Raw genomic sequence first — 14,229 nt, forward strand, 5'->3', positions numbered from 1 at the left:
GAACAACGCGAACAACGCGGACGACACGGACGACACGGACGACACGAACGATGAGCGGATCGACGATGAGCGGACCACGATGAGTGCCCGAATGATCCACCGCCCGGCCAGGACCACCAGGCCCCCTGCCGTCCCCGAGGCACGCGTCATCGAGGCCCCGCCCAACCTTCCCGAGGGGAAGGGGGGCAACATCGCCATGTCGCTGCTGCCCGTGGCCGGTGTCATGTCGTCGGTCGTGATGATGACGGTCATCCGCAGCAGCCAGTTCGCCGCGCTCGGCGCGATCATCCTCGTGGTCACCATCATCGGCTCCGTCGTGCTCGTCTTCTCGCAGCGCGGCAAGGCCCAACGCACCCGCCGCACCCAGCGCGAGGCCTACCTCGCCTATCTGGAGGATCTGCGCGAGGACCTGGCCGCCGAGGAGCGTGAACGGCGCGAGCGGGCCGACGTCCTCAACCCGCCACCGCAGGCGCTGTACGACATCGTTCGCGATCCGGCCCGGCTGTGGGAGCGCCGCCGGCTGGACGGGGACTTCCTGCGGATACGGGTCGGCACCGGCGAGATGCCCGTACGCGATGTGACGATCGCTCAGCAGGGCTCGACGGTCCTCACTCCCCCCGACCTCTTCATGCTCAACGAGGCGTCTGCGCTGAGGGCCCGCTTCCGCACCGGATCCGAACTCCCGCTCACCGTCCCCCTCGACCGCGTCGGCAACATCAGCGTCATCGGCGCCCGCGAGGACTGCCTGCGCATCGCACGCGCCCTGCTCGTCCAGACCGCGACCCTGCACGCACCCGACGACGTGGGCGTCGCGCTCGCCGTGCCGGGCGACCGGCTCGCCGACTGGGAGTGGGCCAAGTGGCTGCCGCATCTGCTGGACACCGAGCAGTTCGACGGGCCCGTCGCCGCGCGCCGCACCGCGCCTTCGGTACCGCAGCTCGCCCGGCAGCTCGGCCCCGAACTGCGCCGCCGCGCCTCGTACGCGGCCGAGGTGCGCCGCGGTCTGTCCGGCAACGACGCCCTGTCCATGACGTCCCGGCTGCTCGTCGTCGCCGACGGGCACGGCGAGGACGCGATCGACCTGCCGCGTCCCGACGAGGCGGTCGGGCTGCGGGAGATGGGCGTCACCGTCCTCCACCTGCTGGAGCGGCGGGTCCAGGAGCCGGGACACGTCGGCGTCCGGATCACGGTCGAGGGCGACCGGGTGGCCATCGAGGACCTGCGCGAGCGGGAACCCATCGGCGCGCACGGCACCGTGGACGAGGTCGCCGTCCCCTTCGCCGAGGGCCTGGCCCGGATGCTGGCGCCGCTGCGCCTGTCCGCCGAGTCGCTCGCCGACGCCCCGCTGTCCGGGCCCGTCGACTTCGCCGAACTGCTCGGCATCGAGGACGTGGCGCGGCTGGACCTGGCACGTCTGTGGGCACCCCGCGGCGAACGCGCCTTCCTGCGCGTGCCCATCGGCATCAACGACGCCCATGAGCCGGTGCTGCTGGACCTGAAGGAGTCCTCCGAACTCGGCATGGGCCCGCACGGCCTGTGCGTGGGCGCCACGGGCTCCGGCAAGTCCGAACTCCTGCGCACCCTCGTCCTCGCCCTCGTGGCCGGGCACCCCCCGGAGGACCTCGCCCTGGTCCTGGTCGACTACAAGGGCGGGGCCACCTTCGCGCCGTTCGCGAACCTCCCCCATGTCGCCGGTGTCATCACCAACCTGGAGAACCAGGCGGGCCTCGTCGAGCGCGTACACGCCTCCCTCGCCGGCGAGGTCAAGCGGCGCCAGCAAGTCCTGAAGGACGCGGGCAACGTCGCCGACATCGGCCACTACGACGCGCTGCGCACCGAGAAGCGGCCCGACCTGGACCCGCTGCCGCACCTCTTCATCGTCATCGACGAGTTCGGCGAACTCCTCACCGCCAAGCCGGACTTCATCGATCTGTTCCTGTCCATCGGCAGGATCGGGCGCTCCATCGGCGTCCACCTGCTGCTGTCCAGCCAGCGCATCGAGGGCGGCAAACTCAAGGGCCTGGACACCTATCTCTCGTACCGGCTCGGCCTGCGCACCTTCTCCGCCGACGAGTCCCGTACGGTCCTGGACACCACGGACGCCTTCCACCTGCCGCCGCTGCCCGGGTTCGGCTACCTCAAGGTCGACACCAGCCACTACGAGCGCTTCAAGGCGAGCTATGTCTCGGGCACCTACCGGGGTCCCGTACGGCGCGAGGACGAGGACACCGGGCCCCTCGCCCTTGCGTACGAGGCCTACAACACCCTGGCGGAACCGGATGATCCGGGCACGGGCGAGCCGCTGGTACGCCGCCGCGAGACCGGGCCGACCGAGCTGGGCGTCATGGTCGGACAGCTGGAGAGCGCGGCCACCGACCGGGTGCGCCGGATCTGGCTGCCCCCGCTGCCCGACGCCGTGGCCCTGGACAGGATCGCCGGTCCCCTTGGCGTCGGCCCCAGCGGCATGCAGTTCTCCCGCCCGTCGCCCGACCGCCACCCCCCATCGAGCGCTGCGCGCGCCCCTGCCGACGGCCGCGGCCCGCTCCAGGTGCCGCTCGGTCTCCTCGACGACCCGACCAAGCAGTGGCAGGGCCAGTGGTACCTGGACCTCACCGTGGCGGGCGGCCACGTCGCCGTCATCGGCGGCCCGCAGTCCGGCAAGACGACCCTCCTGCGCACGCTCGTGCTGGCGCTCGCGCTGACCCACACTGCGCAGGAGGTCGGCGTCTACGGCCTCGACCTGGTCGGCGGTGGCCTGGCTGCCCTCTCGTCCCTGCCGCATGTCGGCGGTATCGCGGGCCGGGCCGACCGGGAGCGCGCGGCGCGCACCGTCGAAGAGGTGCGGACCATGCTCGCGCTGCGCGAAGAGCTCTTCCGCGAGCACGGCATCGACTCCGTCGAACAGCTGCGGTCCCTGCACGCGGCGGGCCGGTTGCCCGCTTTGGTCTCGGCGGAGATCGTGCTCGTCATCGACGGCTTCGGCGCGCTGCGCGACGACTTCGAGGAGCTGGACGACGCCGTCGTCGACATCCTCAAGCGCGGCGGCGGATACGGCATCCACGTCGTCGCCGGCATGCTCCGGTGGAACGACGTCCGCATCGCCACCCAGTCGAATTTCGGCACCCGCATCGAGCTGCGCCTCAACGACCCCACCGAGTCCAGCATCGACCGCAAACTCGCCGAGACCCTGTCGCCCGACGAGGCCGGCCGCGTCCTCACCGACGCCAGGCTCTTCGCGCAGGTTGCGCTGCCCCGCACGGACGGGCTCGCCGACGACTCGGAGCTGGGCGCGGTCCTGGAGCGCACGGCCCGTACGATCCGCGCCACCTGGAACGGCGAAGTCGCCCAGCCCGTACGGGTGTTGCCGCACGTCCTGGAGCCCGGCCTCCTGCCCGGACCGGTCGCGGAACCCACGCGGGTGCCGGTCGGACTGGACCAGACGGCGCTCGAACCCGTGCTGCTCGACCTGTTCCAGCACGATCAGCACCTCCTGGTCATGGGCGACAGCGAGTGCGGCAAGACGAACCTGCTGAAGGCAGTCGTCGGCGGCCTCATCGAGCGCCACGGCGAGGACGACCTGGTCTTCGCCGTCATGGACCCGCGGCGCGGTCTGCGCGGCGTGGTGCCCGAGGAGTTCCTCGGCGGCTACGCGTACAACGCCAAGCTGTGTGCCGGTCTCTCCGCCGGGATCGCCACGGAGCTGGAGAAGCGGCTGCCCGACGACGGCGCCCGCCCCGAGGACCTGGAACCCGGAAGCTGGGGAAGCGGTCCGCGGATCGTGGTCCTCGTCGACGACTACGACGTGCTCACCACCGCCGGCCAGGCACCGCTCACCCCCTTCCTGCCGTACATCCCGTCCGCGATCGACATCGGGCTCCACTTCGTCCTGACCCGTCGGGTCGCGGGCGCGTCACGCGGCATGTACGAACCGCTGGTGCAAGGACTTCGCGAGTCGGGCGCCACCGCGATAGTGATGGCGGGCGACCGCGGCGAGGGCCAGCTCTTCCCCGGCGTGTACGCCTCCCAACAGCCCCCGGGCCGTGGTGTGCTCGTCCGCAGGGGCCAGTCGAGCCGCCTGATCCAGACCGTGTACGCCTCCGGGTGACGCCGACGACGAAGGACCGGACGACCCATGACCAAGGACGTCATAGCCCTCACCCCCCGCATGCCCGACCCGTGGAACGTGCTCGCGGGCCTGCTCTCCGGAGGTCCCGACAAGCTGGTGGGCGCGACCGGTGAAGGCGCCGTCGTACAACTCTGCGACCAGGAGGGCCGGCCCCTTGTCTCCGTCGAGGCACCCCTGTTGGTCCAGGTCGAGGGCGAGGCCGAGCGGCTGCTCGGGCCCGGCGCACCGCAGGTCCCGTTCTGGTGGACCGAGGCCCGCGCCACCACCGGCGTCGAGGAGGCCGAGCGGCTGGCCGGCACCTTCGCCGCCAGGCTGACCTCCCTCGCCGGCGGCTCCGCCTGGCCGCCGGAGGCCGCGCGCTCCCTCGCCGTGGTGAAGACCGACGGGGTGAGCATCGCGCCCGCGCCCGCCGCGGCTCAGCCCGCCGTCGACGTCCTCACCGACAGGACCGCCGTCGTCATCCAGGACCGCCCGGTGGTCGCCATGACGGCCTGGCTCTCCGATGCGTTCCGGGCCGCCGCCGAGGCAGGTATCGGCCTCCAGGTCGTCAGCCCGGCGGGCAGCAGGCTCTCTCCGGCCGTACGCAGCAGCCTGGGCGGCTGGCCGTCGCGCTGGGTCGTGCAGGACGAGAGGGACGGCTACTACGACGGCCTGTCCGGCGCCGTACTGCGCTGGCAGGAAGGCATGTTCGCGCCGGTGGCGGGGGCCGACGCGACCGAGGACGACCCGCGCACCCCGGTGGCCGCCTCGTATCAGGAGGTCGCGGACACCGGCGAACGCCAACTCGCCCTCTCCTTCCGCACGGTGCACCCCGCCGATGACCGGCTGGTGCTCGGCGGTGCCCTGGAGACGGTGTGGCGCGAACTCACCGGCGGCCCCCCGGCCGGGTGGGGAACCGCGGAGCCGGCCAACCTCCCCTGGTCGCTCCGTGCACTGACCGACGTCGCCCATGAGCGGTCGCCCGAGCCGACCTGGACGGTGGTGGTCGGCAACCCGGCCAGGCCCGGCCTGGCCACGGTCCGCATCAGCCGTACGACGGCGGGCGTGGAGGAGGACGTGACGCTGGCGTTCGGCTACGGAGCGGACGAGGAACCGCCGCTGGACGCCCTCACCCGGGCCGCCGAGGTGCTCGCGACACGCCACCACCTGCAGTCGATGCTCGTACAACTGCGCAAGGCACGCCGCGACCTGGCGGTACCGCCCCGCTTCGAAGGGCCGGGCGTCCCGCTGGCGTTCGTGCTCGGCGCGGAGGAGGTCCGCGAGATGCCCGGCGACCGCGCCCGGCGCACCCCGCTTTCCGAGGCACCGGTCCAGCTCGGCCCGAAGACCCGTCCCGCGCTGTACTACCCGCTGCCGGGCGACCCGTCGGATCTGTCGGGCTGGCAGGACTTCGAGCGCCTGATGCGGCATCTCAAGGGCGCGTGACCAGTCGCTGCCGGACCTGCCCCGGAACCTGTGAACCTTCAACTCCTTTGACTTTGTTATGAGTTGGTCACGGCTCGAGAAGCGGATTGCGACAGCGACGGGAAAACGGAGAGCATGGGGGGCACACCATCGACCGTTCTCGCCGGGGGAGTTGAGATGAAGTTCGACATGGGATCGCAGGTTCTGTCGAACCTGATGTCGCAGTCGCGGGGGTCGAGTGACGATCTCGGCTCACTGATCCGCCAGCTGATCCAGGCGGCGCAGCCGCTCGAGGGGAAGTTCAACGGCTCGGGCAAGGCCGCCTTCGACCAGTTCAAGATGAACAGCGATGAGATCACGGCGGCGCTGAACGGCTCCCTGGGCGCGATCCTGGGAGGCCAGTCCGGGATGGAGACGTCGTTCGGCACGGGCGACCAGGAGTCGGCGGACAACGCACGCTCGAACATGGCCGCCGCCAACTTCGACGCCGCCCGCTTCGGCGGCCGCTGAATACCAGGGGGATGAGGACACATGGCCGGCAACGCTGACCGCCGCTCCTACGACATCGGCGCCTCCTCGGACGCGCAGGGCAACATCCAGGCCGTGATCGCCCGCCTGGAACAGGTGATCACGGATCGCGACCGCCAGGTCAAAGCGGCAATGACCGACTTCCAGGCCGACGGCGTCTCCGACGCGTACCACGACAAGGAGCTGCGCTGGAACCGCGCCTCCCAGGAGGTGCGCAGCATCATCCAGCTCCTGAAGACCACGCTGGAGAAGAACGACGGCACCGCCCAGCACACCCTTTCCCGGGCCAAGTCCGCCGTCGACGGCATCGGCTGACACACCGGCACGCGGACAAGGACCGGCGAGGCGATCGGATCACAGGGGGAACGCATGGGCGGGTGGGATCTTCAACCCCAGGGCATTCAGGGTGTGTTGAAGACGACCGGTGAGGTCGCCGGGCACTTCGAGGGCCAGCTGAAGGCGTACAGCACGCACCTGGAATCGGCCGCGACCCACGCCGGAACCATCAGCGGCGAAGGCGAGGGCGGGGGTGGCGGCGGAGAGAACGGCGGCAAGGGCCTGGTGGCGCTCGCTCTCGCCGAGTTCGCCAAGGCCACCACCGGCGATCTGAAGTTCATCGCCGCACGCGCCGGCAAGTCCCTCGCGGGCGCGGTGGAAGCCACCACCGCCTATCTGGACGGTGACATGGAGATGGCCGCCGAGGCGCAGCGCAAGGCGCTGGCCGAGCCGAAGATCGACATGCCCAAGGGCGGAGGGCAGAAATGATCAGCCCGGGTGCGATCCCCCAGTTCACCGGCAAACTCGAGGAGTTGGAGAGCGACGCGGGCGGCCTGAAGGGCGACGCCGGAAAGATCCGCAAAACCGGCTCGGACATTCACTCCAAGTTCCAGGGGCTCTCGGCGTACTACAAGGCGCCCGAGGCCGAGCAGTTGTTCGCGACCACCAAGCCGGTGGCCGACAAGGCGGACGCCTTCGCCGACGACCTGGAGAAGGTTTCGTCCGCGCTCACGGAATACGCCACCGAAGTCCGGCCGATCAAGGCGAAGCTCGAGCAGCTGAAGAACGACGCCACCAACTTCGTCGAGATGACGAAGGAGGACGACGAGTGGCAGTACGACGGCGACAAGGTCGAGGAGCACAACCAGCTCCGCGACGACATCACCGCCGCGGTCGCTGCGTTCTGGGCCGCAGAGCGAAGCTGCCACAACAAGATCACAGCACTGGTCAACGGCACCCAGATGGTCGCCGGGGACGGATCCGACCGCAAGAACCAGTACGGGTTCGACGCGGAGGACATGAAGAACGCCAAACTGCCGTGGGGCGACCCGGTCGACGAGAAGCACCACTGGTACGAAGTCGGCCACTGGGTCAAGTCCTTCGTCTGGGACGGCGTGATCGTCGACGGCGTCTGGGGCACCCTCAAGGGCCTGGGCACCCTGGTCGGCTTCGGCGGCTGGGAAGCCTTCAAACAGTCCTGGACCGGCCTGGCCAAACTCGCCACCGGCCTCGCGCTGACGGCCATCCCCGGCGTGGGCACCGCGTTCCTGACGCTGCCGGACGACAAACTCCCCTCCTGGATCCGTGACTCGCGCACCGCGATGAAGGAGACCGGCAAAGCCCTGGTCGCCTGGGACCAGTGGGGCAAGAACCCCGGACGGGCCGCGGGCGCGGTCACCTTCAACGTGGTCACCACCGTCGTCACGGGCGGAGCGGGCGCCGGCGTATCCGGCGCGGGCAAGGCCGGCGCGGTCGCCAAGGTGCTGTCCACGGCGGGGAAGGCCGGCCGGTTCATCGACCCGATGACGTACATCACCAAGGGCGCGGGCGCGGGCCTGTCCAAGATCGGCGATGTGATGGCCGGCCTGAAGGGCGTCGGCAACATCGAGGTGCCGACGCTGCCCGAAGGCGCCATCTCGCTGCCCGAGGGTGCGGTCAAACTCCCTGAGGGCACCGTCAAGTTGCCCGAGGGAGCCACCCTTCCCGAGGGTGCGGTCAGGATCCCCGAGGGCGGCGCGATCAAGCTCCCCGAGGGCACACCCATCCCGGCGGGCGCGACCGACCTGGGCAACGGCGCGGTCAAACTCCCGGAGGGCACCCCGATCCCGGAGGGCGCGGTGAAGCTGCCCGAGGGCACGGTCAAGCTGCCGGAGGGCGCGACGGTGGTCCCGGAGGGCGCGGTCAAACTGCCCACGGAGGCGGGCGCCCCGGCCCAGTACCTGGACAACCAGGGCAACATCCTCGACGACCAGGGCAACCTCATCCAGCACGCGGACGGGGCACCGAGGGGCGCCGATGACGCGAACGCCAGGCCGCCGGCGGAGATGCCGCGCGTGGAGACACCGGTACGGGAGCCGGCCTTGGTGGGCGCCCATGTGTCCGACAACGCGGCCCACATGGGCGACAACGTCGGCGACTCCGCAGGCCGTTTCGACGACGCGCTGGGTGGGTTCGCCAATCACACCCCCGGCGGCGGTGTTACCGACCTGCCAACCAAGAACCTGGACAACGCCGTTCCGGGCGGCAGGGCCCACGCGCCGTCCAACGGCCTGGACAATGCCGTGCCCAGCGGCGCCGCGGACACTGGCCTGCGCCCGGGCGGGCCCGGCGGTCCCCTCCTCCCCAGCAACCTGGACGACCTCGCCGGCCGCTTCGGCGATGACGCCTTTGGCGACGCTGGTCGGTTCGGCGACGATGCTGTGGGCGACGCGGGCCGGATCGGCGACGAGGCAGGCACGCCCGCGAACCAGGCGGACGAGGGCAGCGGTACCGCCGAAAACGGGCAGCGGGAACGGACGGCCGCAGAGCAGGAGCGGGTGGTCGAGGAGCAGATCCTCAAGGCCAACGAAGACCCCACCTGGTTCGAGAAGCACTATCGCCCCGACGGTCACCGTTGGAGCATCAAGGCCGTTGACGAGAATCAGAATCCCCTTCCCATACTTGCGAAGGACTCGGACGGGAACTGGATCGCCCGGGACTCCATGCCCTCTAGGCCGGGCGAAACCAGGCTGGCTCCGGCGACTCCCCTGGGACGGGACTCAGTCCCCACCCAGCACCTCAGTCACCTGGATGACGTGGCGATGAACCGCAGGGTGGCCCTGGACCTGGAGAGCGCCGAGCGGGCCTTCAAGAACGACTCATCCCATGAGATGGGGGACACCCTCAAGGACGCGCAGGATGCGTACCACGCGCAGCTCGGCGACACACCCAACAACAGCTCTATATCCGAGCAGCTCGGTGAAGACGCCGCGAAGTTCCACGTCATCCCCGAGAAGTTCCCAGATGCCCAACCGATCCCGCTCCCCAAGACGCCGAACGGCGCCAATATGTTCGACCAGTTGTACAAGCTGGATGACGGGAGCTACCTCGTCGTCGAGGCCAAGGCTCCCTCCGGGAACCTCATCTGGCGCCAGGGAGCCGGCTCTGCCAAGGGCTTCATGGTCCAGCAGGGCACCAAGCATTACGTTCACGCGATCATCGCCGAGATGCAGCTGCGCTCCGGTCTCAAGACGACCGATGCCGTAGGAAACACAATCATGAACGGCGATTTGGCGCGCGACCTGCTTGACGCTCTCGACAGTGGCAAGCTGAAGTACGTCCTGGTCAAGGCCAACGACAACACGGGCACCTACGCTGGGGCTAGCCTGGAACACTTCAAGATCGGCTAGAAGGAGAGAGCCAGTGGTCACGAGCGTCGCCCGCCATGGCTACCCCACGGACGTCGCATCCGACGGATTGGCGTCTCTCGACAAGACCGCGGACTGGGTGCTCAAGCGCATCGAGGGCTCGGAGGTCGCCCGCACCCAGGCGCTGGACACCATGCTCGCCCTTGCCACATCACGCTGCGCGACGGATACCGAGGCGGTGCAGTTCGAAACCTGGGAAGCGTGGATCATGGCCATGCAGACCGGGTCCGCGCTCTTCGCGGCGGCCACCGCAGCCGAAGGAACCAGCGTGACATGCCGGATCAGAGAGCAGGAGAAGATCATTCCTGCCACCGGCGCGCAGCCCCATGTGAACGCGGGCACCTGGATCACCGCCTTCTACCTGGCGATGATCTGCCGCGAGAACGAGCGCCTGAAGCAACTCGCCGACGTGCCCGTCTCACTGCTGCGCGATTCCGGCGCGGTCTTCGACGAATACATCTACTCCTGGGTGGAGACCCTGCAGAGCTTCTGGCTCGGCCGCCAGGACATCGGCGACAAACTCGTCGCCGCCGTCGACGGCACCGCCCCTGAGGCGGCCCGACAGTCCGACGCGGAGTTGATGTCGAAGATCCTTTATCCGCCGATCATCCTGTTCTACCGCTACCTGCGACAGGACCACGAACAGTTCAACATCGCGCTCAGCGACGCGCTGCGCTGGCACAAGGACTACTGGAGCGCGACCGAGGACCGCGCCATGAGCAGCGACGGCCTCGTCGCCCTCGGCCCCCTTGCCATCGCCTGCCTCGCTCGCGATCAGGGCTTCCCCATCGAGATCGAGTCCGAGTACCTGCCCAAGGCGCTCCTGGAGTACGCCTGGGTCGACGAGATCGGCACCTGAACCGCCATCGAGCCGTCGGTGCGGGCGCGCAGGCTGCGCCCGTAACCAGGATGCTCCCGCGTCACCTGTTGAAGCGGCACATCGACGACTCCGCTGTGACCAGGAACTGGCCCATGAAGCCCGCCCGGCCTTCGATCTGGCTACCCAGCCCATCGACCTGGCCTCGTCCGTAGCGACCGTGAACGGACCTCTCGCGATCCGTCTCGCCATGGGCATCCTCAACTCGACCGATCGCCCTCGCGCGCTGACCTACGCGGTCCTGATTGTCCAGCACTCGCAGGCACCGGAGAATCGCCCCCGTGACGTTCTCAAAGGTCTGGATGCCGAGAAGACGATCGAGGCCTCAATAGCGTGGCATGTTCGGGATCGCCTTCTCCGCGAGCTCGATGAGCGCCTCCACCTTCTTCAAGTCGGCCGCAACCTCCTCCGGCGTCACGGTAGGGGCCTCCGACGACCGGTACTCGACTTCGTTGCGCCGGGCTCGCATGCGGTTGAAAGGCCGCAGTACAGACCCGAGCGGCGGATCGAGCTGTGCTCGCAGGGCCTCGTAGATGACGGTGTGGCCGCCGCGGCTGGTGCCGCGTAGTCCCTGGTTCTGCAGTACCGCGGCCAGCGCTCTGCGCGCGGCGTCATAGGCCAGCGTGTACGCGCCCTCCGGGTCCGTCGCCAACAACTGCCCCGCAGAGCCGACATGTGTACGCGCCCGGACGAGTTCCGCTTCCGCGGCCTGCCGGGAGGCGGGTACCCGTTCGAGATGGCCACTGCCGATGAGTGCGTCGACCGTCGACCGCCCTTGATTCCAACGCGTCATTCCGACTCCAGGTCAAGGTTCAACCGCACCAGCGGACGTTCGCGAACGCTGGTGAGGAACGGATCATCCCTGCCGGTCTCCCACGCCTCCACGGAGACCCGATGGACGTTGACCTCACGACGCAGTCGGCGAGACGCCTCCTCGGCAAGGTCGAAGAGCGCGTCGGCATCGGGCTCACCCACCACGAGGACATCGACATCAGCCGGCGGCGGCCCTGCCTCGCCGTTGTACCGGGCAGCCCAAGAGCCGTAGATGTAGGCCTGCTTCACACCTTCGAGGCCCAACAGTGCGTCGGTGAGCACTGACAGGGGGCCGAACGAGACGGACATGAGATCGCTCAAGGGACGGTACAGCGGCGTATCCGTACGCGCCTTGACGAGGCGACTGCGTCCGACTCGCCGATCGGTCAGGATGCCACCGCCGGTCAACCGGTCGACCTCGCGCAAGACAGCTGTGGGCGTCACTCCGACGTCAGTGGCCAGCTCAGTGATGCTGTATTCGCGCTCCGGATGCAAGAGCACGAGTGCGAGGAGCTCTCCTTGCATACGGGATCGGAGAATAGGAAGCAGACTCGGCGATACTTTCATTGGACGCAGGTTATCAAGCGCCCAATGAAAGTAACAATCAGCAGCAGGACCATCACTACGGCCACATAGGCGCCTCCCGCGAGGCGCAGCCGGGGCCGGCGCCACATCTCCCTGGGAACGGCGAAGGGGTCAGGCCCGCAAGAGCCTGACCCCTTCTGCGCGCACGCGTCACGGGCCTACCTGACGCTCGGCATGCACGCAGGGTCACACGTTGAAGCGGAACTCCACCACGTCCCCGTCCTGCATCACGTATTCCTTGCCCTCCATCCGGGCCTTGCCCTTGGCGCGGGCCTCCGGGATGGAGCCAGTCTCGACCAGGTCCTCGTACGAGACGATCTCGGCCTTGATGAAACCCTTCTGGAAGTCGGTGTGGATCACACCGGCCGCCTCCGGGGCCGTGGCGCCCTTCTTGATCGTCCAGGCTCGGGCCTCCTTCGGGCCCGCCGTGAGGTACGTCTGGAGGCCGAGGGTCTCGAAGCCGACGCGCGCCAGGGTGGCGAGGCCCGGCTCCTCCTGGCCCATGGCCTGGAGGAGCTCCAGCGACTCCTCGTCGTCGAGCTCGATCAGCTCGGACTCGATCTTGGCGTTGAGGAAGATCGCCTCGGCCGGGGCGACCAGCGCGCGCTGCTCCGCCTTGAAGGCCTCGTCCGTGAGCTCGTCCTCGTCGACGTTGAAGACGTAGAGGAACGGCTTGGTGGTGAGCAGGAAGAGTTCGCGGAGCAGCTGTCCCTGCTCGGTCTCCTTGGTGATGCCCGCGGAGAAGAGCGTGCGGCCCTCTTCGAGGATCGCCTTCGCCGATTCCACGGCGCCGAGGACGGCGGCCTTGTCCTTCTGGAGGCGGGCGTCCTTCGTCAGCCGCGGCAGGATCTTCTCGACGGTCTGGAGGTCGGCGAGGATCAGCTCGGTGTTGATCGTCTCGATGTCGCTCTTGGGCGAGACCTTGCCGTCGACGTGGACGACGTTCTCGTCCTCGAACGCGCGGATGACCTGGCAGATCGCGTCGGACTCGCGGATGTTCGCCAGGAACTTGTTGCCCAGGCCCTCGCCCTCCGAGGCGCCGCGCACGATGCCCGCGATGTCGACGAAGTCGACGGTGGCCGGAAGCTTGCGCTCGGAGGAGAAGATCTCGGCCAGTTTGTCCAGACGCGGGTCGGGGAGGCCGACGACGCCGACGTGGGGCTCGATGGTGGCGAACGGGTAGTTGGCCGCCAGCACGTCGTTCTTGGTCAGGGCGTTGAACAGGGTCGACTTGCCGACATTCGGCAGACCGACGATTCCGATCGTGAGCGACACGTGGCGACTTCCCGTAGCGAGAATGTGTGAAGGGACCCGGCCCGGCGTGCGGGCACGGTCATCCAGTCTACGGGCGTCGCCGAGGGTCTCTCGTACGCGGTGGGGACAGGCCGCTCCGGGCGGGCGAGCGGCGCCGCGGCCGGGGCGGACGGGCCGCGGTCGAACGCAGGATCAAGGCCCGGCCAACGGCGTGTCCATATGCTGATTCCACCTGCGCCGCGACCTACGTTGTTCCCGTGGATCATCACAGGACCCGTAAGCCCCAGGGCGAACCCCGCCTGCCCGAGCAGGAGTCGGCGACCGTCTACCGCGCCGCGCCCCCGCGGTCCGCGCCTCCCGTACTGGCCGCGCTGCGGCGGCTGCGACGGCTCGAGCGCGTGCCCGGCCCCCGCTTCACGGGGCTGGGGTGCGGCCTGCTCTCCATGTTCATCATGTTCACCACGGGTGCCCTGGACGAGTGGCTCCTCGACGGATCGCCCTTCGTCTACGGCCTGGTCTTCGTCCTCCTCGGCGTGGCCGCCGGCCTCTGGGTGCGCCCCGCCGACCTCATCGGGGCGCCGGTCAGCGCGCCGATCGCCTTCACCGCAGGGCTGCCGCCGATCAGTGGGGGCGAGGGCGGCCTCGGCGGCCATGTGATGGCGGTGTTCACGCAGCTCGCCCTGCATGCGGGGTGGCTGTACGGCGGAACGCTGGCGGCCTGCCTGACCGTCGGCGCGCGCAAGGTGCTGCGCATGGGGGACAGAGCGGCCCAGCAGGCGCAGAGCACCCCCGCGGGCGCCCAGTCCACCGAGCGCGCCCAGCGCGCCTGAGCGGGCGCCGGATCTGCACGGACACCGGGACTGAGTGAGGCACCGAGCTGAGCGGGCGCCGCGCCTGAGCACGGCGCCCGGCCTGCACCTGCATCGGGCCTTCACTGGCACCGGCACCGGCACCGGCAC

Annotated in this window: 11 protein-coding genes; 8 read left to right on the forward strand and 3 right to left on the reverse strand. The window is 69.4% G+C overall.

Going from position 1 to position 14,229, the window contains the following annotated elements; translation table 11 throughout:
- Positions 1-79: 79 nt before the first annotated feature.
- From eccCa to ACGFNH_RS11260, 7 genes are all read left to right on the forward strand, one after another.
- Positions 80-4,105 (forward strand): type VII secretion protein EccCa, encoded by a 4,026-nt coding sequence (eccCa, locus tag ACGFNH_RS11230; RefSeq protein ID WP_393652771.1) that lies wholly within the window; start codon positions 80-82, stop codon positions 4,103-4,105.
- A 27-nt stretch (positions 4,106-4,132) separates the two neighbouring features.
- Positions 4,133-5,551 (forward strand): DUF6177 family protein, encoded by a 1,419-nt coding sequence (locus ACGFNH_RS11235; RefSeq protein ID WP_393652772.1) that lies wholly within the window; start codon positions 4,133-4,135, stop codon positions 5,549-5,551.
- A gap of 156 nt (positions 5,552-5,707) precedes the next feature.
- Positions 5,708-6,040 carry a hypothetical protein gene (locus ACGFNH_RS11240; protein ID WP_393652773.1) on the forward strand — a complete coding sequence of 111 codons (333 nt, stop codon included), beginning with the start codon at positions 5,708-5,710 and terminating at the stop codon, positions 6,038-6,040.
- Positions 6,041-6,061: 21 nt separating this feature from the next.
- Entirely contained in the window at positions 6,062-6,373 is a 312-nt protein-coding gene (locus tag ACGFNH_RS11245; RefSeq protein WP_393652774.1) for a pore-forming ESAT-6 family protein, read from the forward strand.
- A gap of 93 nt (positions 6,374-6,466) precedes the next feature.
- Positions 6,467-6,823, forward strand: coding sequence for a DUF6507 family protein (locus ACGFNH_RS11250; RefSeq protein WP_393652775.1), 357 nt, complete (start codon positions 6,467-6,469; stop codon positions 6,821-6,823).
- The gene (locus ACGFNH_RS11255) at positions 6,820-9,723 is read left to right on the forward strand and encodes a hypothetical protein (RefSeq protein ID WP_393652776.1); all 2,904 of its coding nucleotides are present in this window, start codon (positions 6,820-6,822) and stop codon (positions 9,721-9,723) included. Before ACGFNH_RS11250 ends, ACGFNH_RS11255 begins: the two co-directional genes overlap by 4 nt.
- Positions 9,724-9,736: 13 nt before the next feature.
- The gene (locus ACGFNH_RS11260; protein WP_393652777.1) at positions 9,737-10,600 is read left to right on the forward strand and encodes an immunity 49 family protein; all 864 of its coding nucleotides are present in this window, start codon (positions 9,737-9,739) and stop codon (positions 10,598-10,600) included.
- A gap of 343 nt (positions 10,601-10,943) precedes the next feature.
- Here ACGFNH_RS11260 and ACGFNH_RS11265 read toward each other — a convergent pair whose 3' ends face one another.
- From ACGFNH_RS11265 to ychF, 3 genes are all read right to left on the reverse strand, one after another.
- Positions 10,944-11,411, reverse strand: a complete 468-nt coding sequence (locus tag ACGFNH_RS11265; RefSeq protein ID WP_393652778.1) for a hypothetical protein — start codon at positions 11,409-11,411, stop codon at positions 10,944-10,946.
- On the reverse strand, positions 11,408-11,932 hold the full coding sequence (locus ACGFNH_RS11270) for an ArsR family transcriptional regulator (protein ID WP_393652779.1): 525 nt from the start codon (positions 11,930-11,932) through the stop codon (positions 11,408-11,410). The genes ACGFNH_RS11265 and ACGFNH_RS11270 overlap by 4 nt, the downstream gene beginning before the upstream one ends.
- A 270-nt stretch (positions 11,933-12,202) precedes the next feature.
- Positions 12,203-13,291, reverse strand: a complete 1,089-nt coding sequence (gene ychF, locus ACGFNH_RS11275) for a redox-regulated ATPase YchF (RefSeq protein ID WP_393652780.1) — start codon at positions 13,289-13,291, stop codon at positions 12,203-12,205.
- Positions 13,292-13,527: 236 nt separating this feature from the next.
- Between ychF and ACGFNH_RS11280 the strand changes: the two genes are divergently transcribed.
- Entirely contained in the window at positions 13,528-14,100 is a 573-nt protein-coding gene (locus ACGFNH_RS11280; protein ID WP_393652781.1) for a DUF6542 domain-containing protein, read from the forward strand.
- The last annotated feature ends 129 nt before the right edge of the window (positions 14,101-14,229 follow it).

It is taken from the genome of Streptomyces sp. NPDC048639 (assembly GCF_043199075.1).
Lineage (GTDB): Bacteria > Actinomycetota > Actinomycetes > Streptomycetales > Streptomycetaceae > Streptomyces.

Excerpts from the sequence above, each read along its gene's own strand:
- ACGFNH_RS11245 (WP_393652774.1), top strand. The coding sequence starts at position 6,062 with ATGGCCGGCAACGCTGACCGCCGCTCCTACGACATCGGCGCCTCCTCG.
- ACGFNH_RS11265 (WP_393652778.1), bottom strand. The coding sequence starts at position 11,411 with ATGACGCGTTGGAATCAAGGGCGGTCGACGGTCGACGCACTCATCGGC.
- eccCa (WP_393652771.1), top strand. The coding sequence starts at position 80 with ATGAGTGCCCGAATGATCCACCGCCCGGCCAGGACCACCAGGCCCCCT.
- ACGFNH_RS11235 (WP_393652772.1), top strand. The coding sequence starts at position 4,133 with ATGACCAAGGACGTCATAGCCCTCACCCCCCGCATGCCCGACCCGTGG.
- ACGFNH_RS11240 (WP_393652773.1), top strand. The coding sequence starts at position 5,708 with ATGAAGTTCGACATGGGATCGCAGGTTCTGTCGAACCTGATGTCGCAG.
- ACGFNH_RS11255 (WP_393652776.1), top strand. The coding sequence starts at position 6,820 with ATGATCAGCCCGGGTGCGATCCCCCAGTTCACCGGCAAACTCGAGGAG.